General features: G+C 41.4%; 6 protein-coding genes. All 6 read right to left on the reverse strand.

Annotation, left to right across the window (positions count from 1 at the left end; genetic code table 11):
- Window positions 1-51: 51 nt before the first annotated feature.
- The 6 genes from LMH66_RS02190 to LMH66_RS02215 all read right to left on the reverse strand — a co-directional run bounded on the left by LMH66_RS02190 (window position 52) and on the right by LMH66_RS02215 (window position 13,013).
- Window positions 52-2,301 (reverse strand): TonB-dependent hemoglobin/transferrin/lactoferrin family receptor, encoded by a 2,250-nt coding sequence (locus tag LMH66_RS02190; protein ID WP_229368238.1) that lies wholly within the window; start codon window positions 2,299-2,301, stop codon window positions 52-54.
- Window positions 2,302-2,742: 441 nt separating this feature from the next.
- Window positions 2,743-4,239 (reverse strand): efflux transporter outer membrane subunit, encoded by a 1,497-nt coding sequence (locus LMH66_RS02195; RefSeq protein ID WP_229368241.1) that lies wholly within the window; start codon window positions 4,237-4,239, stop codon window positions 2,743-2,745.
- On the reverse strand, window positions 4,232-7,381 hold the full coding sequence (locus tag LMH66_RS02200) for an efflux RND transporter permease subunit (protein ID WP_229368243.1): 3,150 nt from the start codon (window positions 7,379-7,381) through the stop codon (window positions 4,232-4,234). The genes LMH66_RS02195 and LMH66_RS02200 overlap by 8 nt, the downstream gene beginning before the upstream one ends.
- The gene (locus LMH66_RS02205) at window positions 7,381-8,604 is read right to left on the reverse strand and encodes an efflux RND transporter periplasmic adaptor subunit (RefSeq protein WP_229368246.1); all 1,224 of its coding nucleotides are present in this window, start codon (window positions 8,602-8,604) and stop codon (window positions 7,381-7,383) included. The genes LMH66_RS02200 and LMH66_RS02205 overlap by 1 nt, the downstream gene beginning before the upstream one ends.
- Window positions 8,605-8,934: 330 nt before the next feature.
- Window positions 8,935-9,153, reverse strand: coding sequence for a DUF7661 family protein (locus tag LMH66_RS02210; RefSeq protein ID WP_229368248.1), 219 nt, complete (start codon window positions 9,151-9,153; stop codon window positions 8,935-8,937).
- Window positions 9,154-9,425: 272 nt separating this feature from the next.
- Window positions 9,426-13,013: a VCBS domain-containing protein gene (locus LMH66_RS02215; RefSeq protein WP_229368250.1), complete on the reverse strand. Its 3,588-nt coding sequence runs from the start codon at window positions 13,011-13,013 to the stop codon at window positions 9,426-9,428.
- Window positions 13,014-13,044: the final 31 nt, after the last annotated feature.

Genomic DNA, 13,044 nt, shown 5'->3' on the forward strand with positions numbered 1-13,044 from the left:
AGTAAGAGTTTAAGGCTTTTTTCAATCAATAAACCGCAATAATTCTGCGTTTTAGAAGGTGTAGTTCACTTTCACACTGAAATAACGACCTGGCTGGCTGTAGGTTTCTTCAGTCACACCTAAGTTAGACATCAAGAACTTAGATTGACCTGCCACATCGGCATAATCAATATATTCTTTGTCTAGTACGTTGAATACACCTGAACGCAGTGTCCAATTATCACTCAATACAAAATTAGCGGTGATATCAACCACGGCATAACCAGCAGTATTAAATACTTCGTTAAAGCCCATATCTGGCATACCAGGAATCGGTGGGAAAATATCTAACTCTGTTGTGCGGTCCATACTGTCAGCAAAACGCACTGTTAAGCCAAAGTCCATTTCTGTATTGGCAAGATGAGTATAATAATTAACCCCAACGTTGCCTTTAAGCGGACTGACTGAATTTAAATAGTCACCGTTTTGATCTTCGCCGTGGGTATAAGCAATATTACCCCAAAGTTCAATCTCATCAGTAAACCACTGACTAAATGATGCTTCAGCGCCATATAAGGTTACTTCATCATAGTTAATATATTGGTATTCAAGTGAGCGAGGCATTACACAACCTAAAGGACCGCCACAGCCAACAAATTCCCAATCAATGTAGTCATTGGCTTGAGTGTAGAAAGTGGTGAATTCATATTGAGTATCACCATGATGACCACGTAAACCAAGCTCAATGGTATGGCTTGATTCAGACTCTAAATCATAGTTGGCTTGGATCATTACTGGGAATGGCATTTTGCCATCTTTCACTTCAAGCTCACCCCATTTTTGATCAGGTGTTGGCATTTTGTAGCCATACGCGTACTGAGCATACACATTAACGTTTGGCGTCATGTGGTACACAAGGCCTAGCTTTGGCGACCAAAACCCATCGCTCATTTCTTCAAAATCAGCTGGGTCACGACCCGCTTCTTCAGCTTGGTTTTGATCTGGCGTGTTTTTAAAGTAGTCATAACGCAGGCCTAAAATCGCATTTAACTTGCCATCATAAAAAGTGATGTCATCTTGAATGAACGCGCCAACTCGAAGGCTTTTAGTATCAGCGAATGAGAAAGTGTCAGTATCTGAAGGTGACCAATTACCATCTTCAAAAACTTGATAATCACGTGGACGACTCATTTCTGACTGCTCAACATCAACACCGTAAATGATGTTGTGATCGTGACCCGTTAACGATAAAGACTTACTAAATGTGCTGGCGAAACCAACACGGTATTCGTCAAATTGGTAGTCTCTGTGTTCGGTAATATCACGAGCACCGCCCTGCGCGCCGTCGTAATAATCACGCTTTTCACTTTGGTCAGTCTTACCGTAGTACAGCACAAAGTCGACATTGTCATGGATAACACGGTCTTTAGTCGAACGAAGACGCAATGACGTGTTTAGTGACTGGGTTTGACGATCATAATCAATCGAACTTGCGTTATCTAAACTGTTTTCCCAACGGTCTAACTGCTGGTTCATGTAATCAACAGTTAACTGCAGGTTAGTGTCATCATTAAAGTGATATTTACTTTTAATGAGAAAGCTATCTGTGACTAAGTCACTATCAGGGAGTGTTTCTGAGTAGTTTTGCTGCTCTTCACCTTCACGGCGTTGGTATGAGACTAAGTTGTCAAAGTTACCTGCACTAAAAGCACTGGTAAAGCCAGCGCTGTACTCATCATTCATGCCGGTATAACCAGCATTCGCTGAGAAGTAATAATCTTCACCACGTAAATAGTCATCAGCATCTTTAGATGTCATCACTATTACACCGCCAAGCGCGTCTGAACCATACATGGTCGATGCAGCAGCCTTTAACACTTCAACTTGTTTTAAGCCTTCAACTTCAGTTAAACCACGGCCTGTACCTTCAGCACCTGGGCCTAATGGTGAAGCATATTGGTTGTTAACGCGAACACCATCTTTCACCATCATCACACGGTTACCACCAATACCACGGATTGTCACCGAGCTTGGTTTACCTGCACCGCCTTTAACATCGACTGCCGCTTCATTTCTGAATAACGTTGAAAAATCAGTGCTCATGTTACGTGCAATGGCTTCTTCATCAATCACAACGACAGAGCCCGCAACTTGATCAAGCGTTTGCTCGATACGTGAACCCGAAATAACAATCACTTCATGGAAGTTTGAGATAGATTGTTTAATCTCTTCTTGTGATACAACCTGTGACTCTGCCATTACTTGTGGCGCAAGCGCTGCGGCTACGGCGGCGCTAATTAATTTGATTGAAAGCTGCTTCATCATCGCGAACCTTAATTAAAGCTTAATAGGAATTAATCTCATCTTGAATGGCGCAGGAGTCTACCATGAAGAATATTTAACATCGGGATCACGATCCCAATATTCGTGTAATGATATAAAACCCTTATCTTTTAATAGGAACGCTGTTTCACACTTGTAAAAACATGTATTGCTAATGTTTAATTTCACAACTTAAACAGCAAGATAAGAACAATCATTACACAAAGCGGTATTTAATTAGTCCAATTAAATGTCACAATGTTTTTATTCAGTGGCAGGTAGATGGCAGGCTTCGATGCCTTTTATAGATATATCCCCCTTGAAATTAGACGGTGTTCGGACAGATTTTACAATTAAAAAAGGGCTCGCATTAAAATGCGAGCCCTGATGATGAATAGCGTCTGTTCAGGTATTACAATTCAACGATTCTCATGTCTAATCCTAACTAGAGTCACTTTGATTTGAACTTGAAATATCAGCTAATTCTTCTTCTGTTAACACCCCACCACCTAATGAACGATATAAGGTGATCATTGATAACAAACGGTCACGCCTCACCTGACTTAGGGTCAACTCGGCATTAAATAAACTTCGCTGGGCATCCATTAAATCTAAAGAACTAGAAACACCATTTCGATATCTCAACGTGGCTAAGCGAGTATATTCTTTTGAAGCTGCGACTAAATCTTGCTGCGCCTCGATAGCGAGTTCTGAGCGCCTGAAACTATTCATCGCATCATTCACTTCAAAATAGGCACTTAGTACCGTACTGCGATAGGCAAGATTTGCCTGTTTATATTCTTGTTGCGCAATCTCGTATTGAGCTGAAATACTACCAGCATTAAATATAGGCGCAGTAATACCACCAAGCAGCGACCATGTTAGTCCTTGGCTATCAAAAATGCTGCTGAGGTCATCTGTTTCAGTGCCGTAACTGCCGCTAATCGTAAATTGTGGGAAAAATGCAGTCTTAGCCACACCCACATTCGCATTCGCTGCAATCAATGCTTGTTCCGCTGCTTTTACATCTGGCCGTTGAGATAACATTTGCGATGGCACGCCAACCACAAAGCTATTGGGAAATAACGTTATATCTTCAAGTAGCTCATCACCTGTTTTAGCTTCTAACGGATAATTAAATTCCCCAAGTAATATTTTTAGCTGGTTAGATTTGGCTTTCCTTTCAAAATCTAAATCTGGCAAGGTCACTTTCGCGCTTTGATATTCGACTTCAGCTTGGCGTACTTGTAAGCCTGAAATCACCCCGTTCTTTTTGCGCAAACGCGATAAGTCACGCTCTTTTAAACGAATCTCAACGGTATTTAATGCAATTTGATAACGCTGCTCGATATCAAGCCACTCGTAATATCGACTAGCGACATCACTAATAAGGCTAATTACCGCTAGATTTAACGCATCTTGTGCTGACAAAAAGTTTGCGTACTCAGCTTCACTTCGACGTCTATTGGTTCCCCAAATATCTAATTCCCACGAAACCGTGCCATCAAGATTAAACTCATTGCCATGCTCAGGATCTGTGCTAGTAATCGCACTATCAATAGCGCGCTCAGCGCCTGCTTCAAGCCCTAGTGATGGATATAGGGCAGCGCCTGTTACCGTAACCTTTGAACGAGCGGCAATTAAACGCGAGCGAACTGATTCAAGATCTAAATTTTGCGATAACGCATGCGAGATAAGTATTTGTAAGTCTGGGTCTAAATAAAACGATTTCCATTTAGATAAACCAAGATTCGTCAGTGGTTCTTGGGCTAAATCATCGTGATACTGGGCAGGCAGCTCCATCTCAGGGCGTTGATAATCTGGCCCCATCGCACAGCTTGTTAGCAGTATGCTTAAACCAAGTGGAACAAAGGCTCTAACTGGTTTCTGAACAAGACCGTTTTGAACAATTATTTTTTGCACAAGTAATTTAAACACTGTCAGCCCCCTTTACATCAGTAAGCTTGTTGAAGTGTTTATCTTCTGACACTTTAGACTTTAACCAACCTGCGGTTGTGACAAAAAATAACGGCACCATCACAATACCGATACTGGTCGCAAATACCATTCCGCATAGTATAGGGATAGAAATACTTTGGCGACTGACAGCGCCTGGCCCTACTGATAACACCAGCGGTAACACGCCTAATATGAATGCCATCGAAGTCATTAAGATAGGTCTAAAGCGCATGGTCGCGGCTTCTAACGCAGCATCCACTCGACTTTTACCTTCTTTATGAAGTTGATTGGCAAACTCAACAATTAAGATTGAATTTTTAGCCGCCATACCAATCAAGGCAATAAAGGCCACTTGGAAAAATAAGTTACTTTCCATGCCGCTTATCAAGGTGCCTAATGAAGCGCCTAACATCGCAATCGGTGCAATTAACAACACTGCAATAGGAATCGTCCAACTCTCATAAAGCGCGGCTAAAAATAAGAATACAAACACCATAGCCAACGATACGGCAATGCTGGTTTGGTTTGCTGATTGCACTTCCTGATAAGTAATACCTGTCCACTCGTAGCTGAACTCATTCGGTAGCATAGGTTTAGCCACCCGCTCAATGGCTTTAATTACATCACCCGATGCGTAGCCTTGTGCTGGCGTTGCGTTAACAGAGGCGCTACTGAACAAGTTATAATGGGTTACTGAAGCTGGTCCAACGGTGTAGTCATACTTAGCAAGCACACCAATAGGCACCATCGCACCAGTATTTGATCGAACGTAGTAATCTTTAATTTGTTCAGGGAATTGACGGTACTGCTCTTCAGCCTGCACTTTTACCCGATAAACACGGCCAAACAAATTAAAATCATTCACCGTTGAGGAGTCAGTAAAGGTTTTAATCGTGCTATAAATATCAGCAACATCCACTCCAATGGCCATAGCCTTAGCTTCATCTACTGTTAAATGAAGTTGCGGAATGGCACTTTGCAACGACAAACTTGCTGAGGCAATTTCAGGTTGTAACTTTAACGCTTCAACCAGTTCATCCGCCGTTTCCATTAACCCTTTAAAGTTAGTCCCTGATGTATCTTGCAGTTCCATCTCAACACCTGAGCCATTACCAAGCCCAGGCACAGCAGAAGGTAAATACAAATTAAATTCAGCTTCTAGCACCTTATGTAATGAAATGCGGATATCTTTCATCACTTTTTGTACTGTGGCATCACTTTCTGCCCTGTCCGCCCAAGGCTTTAAAATAACTTCAAATTGACCATTAGCCTGGTTAGAACCTGAGCGCTTATTTTCGCCCGCTAAGGTAAATGAATATGCAATTGCAGGATGGGATAACACATGAGCTTCAGCTTTTTTCAGCACAGCTTGCGAGCGGTTAACTGTTGCGCCATTTGGCAAGGTCATATCAATAAAGAATCGGCCTTGATCTTCATCAGGCATAAAGCTTGAGGGCAGCGACGACATAATGAAATAAACACCACCGACCATTAATGCAAACAAGAAATAACTGCGCTTTGCATGTTTTGTGGTCAGCGCGACTAGAGCACTGTATTTGCTGGTACTGATGTCCAGTTTATCGTTCATCCATTTGAAAAAGCCGCTCGTGGCTTTATCACCCGGTTTTAGCAATAATGCACATAAGGCAGGCGACAGGGTTAACGCCACGACGGTTGAAATGAGCACTGCGACGGTAATCGCAACCGCAAACTCACGGTACATAATGCCAGTGATACCTGACAAAAATGACACTGGCACAAATACAGCGGCGAGCACTAAACTGGTAGCAACTAATGCTCCTGATAGCTCTTTCATTGCCACTTTTGTGGCTTCGACAGAAGACATACCATTTTCATTCATTAAGCGTTCAACATTTTCAACCACCACAATGGCATCATCAACTACGATACCAATCGCAAGCACTAATGCCAGTAAACTCACTGTGTTAATCGTAAAGCCAAACGCCAACATCGCTGCTAACGTACCAATCAAAGAAACAGGCACCGCAATAGCTGGGATCAATGTTGCGCGGATATTTTGTAAAAATAAAAACACCACTAAAATCACTAAAATCAGCGCTTCTACCAGTGTCTTAACCACTTCATCTATTGAGTTTTCGATAAACACAGAAGCATCAAAAAAGACTTCCCAGTTCATGCCTTGGGGGAATTTTTCTGCCAGCTTTGCCATTTCTGCTTTTACGTTTTTTGTCACTTCTAACGCATTGGCACCTGGTAATAAGTACACCTGTAAAATGGTCGCATTAGCGCCATTTAACTGCGATTGCAAAGTGTAAGATGAGGAGCCTAATTCGATTTGAGCAATATCACGTAAACGGATAATTGAGCCATCGTTATTTGCTCGCACAATGATTTCTTTAAATTGCGGCACACTGCTCATACGACCTGCCGCAGTAATCGGCAATGTCATGCTAAGTGAGTCACTGTTAGGTTGTGAGCCAATAGAGCCAGCTGGTGATTCTTTATTTTGCGCTTTGATTGCACTTATCACATCGGCAGTTGTTAAACTGTAGCCAGCCATCATGTCAGGCCTTAGCCATACCCGCATTGAGTAACTTCTTGCACCTGTGTTTCTCACTCGGCCAACGCCTGGTATCCGCTTAAGTGCTGATTCAATATTAATCGTGCCGTAGTTACTGAGATAAATTTCATCAAAGCGTTCATCACTTGACGTTAGTGCAAGCTTTAATAGCTCAACTGAAGCTTCTTTAGAAACCGAAACACCTTCGGTTTGTACGTCAATCGGCAAACTTCCTGTCGCTTGTTGCGTTGAGTTTTGTACATCAACAGCAGCAAGATCGGGATTAGTCCCCACGTCAAAAGTAATGGTGACATTGGCGCTACCTGAGTTGGTGCTTTTTGAACTCATGTAAATCATATTCGGCAAGCCGTTTAGCTCTTGTTCAAGCGGCGTTGCGACAGATTCTGCTGCAGTGGTTGATGTTGCTCCGGGGTATGACGCTGATACTTTGACTTGCGGCGGCGTAATGTAGGGATACTGATCAATTGGTAGCTGAAACATGGCAATAAGCCCAAGTAACACGATAACAATTGAAATCACGCAAGCATAAACAGGTCGATTAACAAAGAACTGAGCCATCAGTTTTGCTCCTGTTCTTGTTCTAACTCCTGCTGTTTAAGCGCCTGTTCTTTAAGAATCACATCTTCTTTCTTATGATATTCCTCTGCTGTTAATGGCTCTGCTAATTGACCATGGCGAACACGGTGCATGCCTTCAACAATCACTAACTCCCCTGCTTTTAAGCCACTTTTAACCACAACGCCCATTTCGCCTTGATGCTCAATCACAATAAATCGACGTTCCACTTTATTGTCTGGTAGAACGACCATCACGTAGACACCGCCCTGCTCCACTTGCGTGGCTTTTTGAGGGATGACGATGGCATTGTTCACTTCGTTGAGTTTAATGCGCACATTAGTATATTGGCCCGGAAGCAACTCTCTATCAGGGTTGGGTAATTCGGCTCTGACTTGGAATGTACCGGTTTCTGGGTTGACTGAAGGATCAGTAAAACCAACATCGCCTAAAAAACGGTATTGACTATTATCAGGCAGTGTAATTCTCACAAAGCCCTCAACTGCTTTACCTTCAGCTTCTGCTTCTTGCTGTGCAGAATAACTGGTCATACGACGGCGGGCATTAAGGTAATCCAGCGCCGACATATTAAACGTCACATAAATTGGATTGACTTGTTTTACGCGAGTCAATAATGACTGGCCGCTGCTACCGACTAACGCGCCAATATCCACTTCAGAGCGACTAACAAGCCCAGATATTGGCGAGCGGATTTCGGTATAACTGAGTTCAAGTTCAGCTTCTTCTAATTCAGCTTTACTGGCTGCTAAACTTGATCTTGCTTGTGACAATATTGATATCGCATTATCAAAATCTAGCTGACTGGTGGCATCTTGCTCATAAAGAGGCTTTAACCGCTCAACATCACGTTTAGATTTATCTAGCACTGATTGTTGCGACTCAACATTAGCTTTTAATCTATTAACCACAGCAAGATAAGGTCTATTATCGATGGAATATAACAGCGCACCTTCTTTCACAGCGCTGCCTTCAATGAAGCTTTTTCCTTCTACAAAACCGTCAACACGAGCTCTAACCTCGACATCTAAAGAAGCTTTCGTTACCCCGACATAATTACCATATAAAGGCACAGTCACGGTATTCACTTGCTCTACTACCACTAATTTAGGGGTTATTTGAGGAGCTGGCTTTTCACAGCCCGATAAAGATGCTGCTGTAATAATAACTGCGAGTGAAAATGTTGGAGGAGTGAAAAACGATGCCATAGCTATCCCTAAATCCTTGATGGTGAGTGCTAATCCATTACTTGCTTTTTGTCCATAAAAACACAATAAAACAGCAAGAGGTTACAGTTACACTTTTATAACAGTGTAAGTTCAATTATCTAACACATCAAGGAATGGATAGGATTAGTTTTTACAGCAAGCACAGGGAGTTAGCGACTTTGTCTACAATGGAAGAATAAAATAATGCTACTGGCTAGAAACATCATTTATCCAAGGTAAATATGCTTAAGCCGTAGAGTTAGTTAGCGCAATGAAGTTTATTATAATAGGTTCGCAGTTGAGGCATATTCTCAAAACAAAACGACTAGTTCAGTTCAGTCGAGTCACGTCAGTTTTATCGTCTCTGGCACTTTCGTGAAAGATGTCGCCTAAATACCGAGCAAGCTCACTTTCTAGTAGCTCACTTGGGATCACAACATCATAAACTCGAGTACGAAGGCCAGTATTTGAATCTATAAATAAATGCCATTCATTGTCTATTCTTTTAACAGACATAGCTTTTCCAAACACATCAAACTTTAACAACATACGTTCTCCTCTACTGTTTTGAAAACATCTCAACAAACAACTGGAGATGATAACTGAATTACATCACTTTAAAATCTCGTTAATGATGAATATTACTTACATAAAAAGTCTTTGAACAATCGTTCCATTTCAACTTTATCGATAAAGTTTGCACACTCATTAAGTCAACATGTATTGGTCTACAAAATAAGAACAAAAAATGCCGCTATCAATAAGCGGCATTTTTAACACATTGTTTAAAACATTAATTTACAACTGCAACTTGATTAGCCTTATTGCACAGTTGCTTCAGCAGATCCAGAGTAAGTCGTACTGAGATCGTAACCCACAGCATAACTTTCGAAGTCCTCAGATAGAACCGCCGTATCTGTTGCATCATCAATAACAATATCATCAGCTAATAACTCTTTTGCTGACTCTTTCGAAGAGCTACCAATACGGATTTGGTACGTTTCTGTTGCGGTACCCGTATTAATGGCAACATAAGGGCCGTAGAACGTTGTACCGCCATCAATTGACACAGAATAACCTGTCGCAGTCCATTCAAGCACTACATTAATATCAGTATCATCTGTATACGTTAAGCCATCAATGATTTGCTGATCTTTATTTGCATCACGGTATTTAACGCTGCCATCATTACTTAAGACAATTTCGCCCGTTAGGTTACTTGAAGAAGCAGAGCCTCCGTAAACACTAATATAAGCAGTATTATCTTCAGAAACACCATCTGTAGCTGTAAAGCCAGCAATTGCTTGTAGCTTAACGGTTGCAGAAATAGAGCCTTCAGCAAGTGCCGCAGTTGTTAAGCGTAATTCAGCATCAGCGTCTATTGTTGTATCAGCCATTCTGGCAAGTTTATTTACACTACTTCCCGCTATGGTCTTAACGGTTGCTTCAGCAGAGCTTGAGTAAGTCGTGCTTAAATCTTCACCTTCAGCAAACATCTCAAAGTCTTCAGACAGAACTGCCGAATCTGTATCATCAGCAATGACGATGTCATCAGCTAATAATTCTTTTGCTGACTCTTTCGAAGAGCTACCAATACGGATTTGATAGGTTTCTGTTGCGGTACCCGAATTAATTGCAACATAAGGACCGTAGAACGTTGTGCCACCATCAATTGACACAGAATAACCTGTTGCAGTCCATTCAAGCACTACATCAATATCAGTATCATCTGTATACGTTAAGCCATCAATGATTTGCTGATCTTTATTTGCATCACGGTATTTAACAGTACCATCATTAGTAAAGACAATTTCACCCGTTAAGTTACTTGAAGAAGCAGAGCCTCCGTAAACACTAATATAAGCAGTATTATCTTCAGAAACACCATCTGTAGCAGTAAAGCCAGCAATTGCTTGTAGCTTAATGGTTGCAGAAATAGAGCCTTCAGCAAGTGGGTCCGTTGTTAAGCGTAATTCAGCATCAGCGTCTGTTGAGGTATCAGCCATTCTAGCGACATTATTATCTCCAGTAGCAACAACAACTGTGCCTGTAATTGTGATTGCTAATTCAGCGGTAGTGCCATCAAAAGATTCAATCGTAAATGTATCTAATTCACTTTCACCCACAACAAGTGCAGCAATAGTAGGATCAGTGGTATCAAGGGTATAAGTCCATGAGCCATCATCTAATATTGATAATGTACCGTACATACCCATTAAGGTTGACTGAACAATAGAATCTTCGCCATCATCTGGGTCAAGTACACTTACAGCGCCTGTTAACGTTGCTTCATTAGCTGCAATTCTTCCAGTTAAATCAAAAAATACTGCTGGTGTATTTTCTTCTGTGCCATCGCCTACATCAAATACGATAACTTCTGAGTAAATAGCTAAGCCATACTTGCTGTCTGTACCATCTAAAGTTTCGCCTGCATCATAAACTTCAAAGTCATCTGAAAATATACTTGTTGTGCCAGCTGTATCTGAGAATACCTCGATGTTATCAACATAAAAAGAACCAAAAGGAATCGTTCTATCATTATCACCGAATCTAAATTGGATAGCTTTCACACCATCAGCGAACCACTGGTCTAAGCCTGTATAATCAGAGTCAACAACCGCTGCAGTAGAGAAAGAACCGCCACCAATCACTTCACCATCAATAGTCACGGTAATTTGATCTGTTGCGTCTAAGTCCCATGTGATTTCTACATCATAAAACTGGTCTTCAACAAATGGAGCAGTGATTAAACTTCCAGGGTAAGCGTCACTGTCAGTATTTCGAACAAAGAAACGTGGATCAATTATAGTGCCGTCGTCTCCAGTTTGAGTTCCTTGAATACGTAAATCCATTAACGATTCACTAGAACTACCAGAAGAACCATAAAGCGTAATATATGCATCTTTAATATTTCCATCACTACCAAGAGCAACCTCTTTAGAGAAAGATGCACTCAGCTTACCTTGACGAAGGTTATCAACGCTAAATCTGATCTCACCAGTATCGCCGCCTGTATCGCTTATTTTTACAACCTGAGTAAGCGAAGCAACACGAATATTAATTTCAGCAGTGGTACCATCAATAGAAACAATAGTGATTGAATCATTCACAGAATTACCTAACTCAAGGCTAGCCACAGTTTCGTTTGCAGTATTAACTGTGTACGACCAGCTACCGTTAGCGCTGATACTAAATGTACCATAATCAAGTGCTACATCAGTTTGCGCAACAAAAGCATCTTCTTCAAAGTTTGGATCAATAATGGTTAATGAACCAGTTAATGGAACCGTAGCAGTATTTTGAACAGTACCACCAAATTCACCTTCGATGATTGCAGCAACAGGGTCATTGTTATAACCCGCAGCCGCGCCAATGACGTCAAGTAACGCTTCATCAACTGAATCAGCAACTTGTGAAGTAGTTTGCAAATTAATTTGTGCTGTCTCAAGTGTATCTAAAGACTCTTCAGAAAAAGAACCATCAGCGACGTCACTAGCAAGATCTTGCATAACGGTAGATAAATCTGCGTCTGCGTTGTCTGCATCAACTTGTGATAGTAGCGCTAGCACAGAACCATATCTATCAGCATCTTCAGCACCATCAGCACCAAGTTCAACAGTACCAACTAAAGTAGGAAGCACTTCTGTTGTATCAAAACGAATACCAAAACGAGCATTAATTATTTCAGCTTCGTCAGCAAACTGGTTCAAATCACTACCCGCGTTTTGAACAGCCATTTCGGTTAAAGGAGAAACAACATAGGTAGGTGGTGGAAGTATAGTTTCCACACCATTTTCATCAGTCTGAACTATATTTTCAACTACATTCACTACAGATCTTAGTTGAGGAGCATCTAAGGTTAAACCTGTTGATTCATCAGCATAAGTACCACCAGTACATGTAATTAAACCTGCACCTTCGAAGTGTACGTCGATAAATGTAACACCACCTGAAACATCAGAGGTTGCAGCAGCTTGTGCAGGAAGAACCGCAGCACCACTATCATCAACTTTAAATATGTCACAAGTTGCACCATCAATAGGGCCCTTAATAATGCTAGCAGAAACATTTAAGGTTGGGTTGATAACAGGAGTAGATGCACCAACACCTTCGGTAAAACCTGCTTCATCAGTATAATTAGCAGAAACAGAAATGACTGAACCTTCATCAGCTTCAGTAATGGTGATGGATGTTCCAATAACACCTGTTGACCATACGTAAGTAAGTGTATCAGCTATAATTCCGTCAGCATCAGTAGCTGCTGCAGAGATTGTTTCGCCAGCGATAAAATTGCTTCCGGTTATTGCTATACTACCGCGAGTATTTCCATCTAGTTCAGCACCGTCATCACCGCCACAACCTAATAGCCCTGTCGCAATGATGAGCGGTATAAAGGATTTATTATTCATTTTTATGACTCCAAAAAGATTCTTTTTCCAA

The sequence above is a fragment of the Shewanella sp. 10N.7 genome, assembly GCF_020806285.1.
GTDB lineage: Bacteria > Pseudomonadota > Gammaproteobacteria > Enterobacterales > Shewanellaceae > Shewanella > Shewanella electrodiphila.

Excerpts from the sequence above, each read along its gene's own strand:
- LMH66_RS02215 (WP_229368250.1), bottom strand. The coding sequence starts at position 13,013 with ATGAATAATAAATCCTTTATACCGCTCATCATTGCGACAGGGCTATTA.
- LMH66_RS02210 (WP_229368248.1), bottom strand. The coding sequence starts at position 9,153 with ATGTTGTTAAAGTTTGATGTGTTTGGAAAAGCTATGTCTGTTAAAAGA.
- LMH66_RS02190 (WP_229368238.1), bottom strand. The coding sequence starts at position 2,301 with ATGAAGCAGCTTTCAATCAAATTAATTAGCGCCGCCGTAGCCGCAGCG.
- LMH66_RS02200 (WP_229368243.1), bottom strand. The coding sequence starts at position 7,381 with ATGGCTCAGTTCTTTGTTAATCGACCTGTTTATGCTTGCGTGATTTCA.
- LMH66_RS02205 (WP_229368246.1), bottom strand. The coding sequence starts at position 8,604 with ATGGCATCGTTTTTCACTCCTCCAACATTTTCACTCGCAGTTATTATT.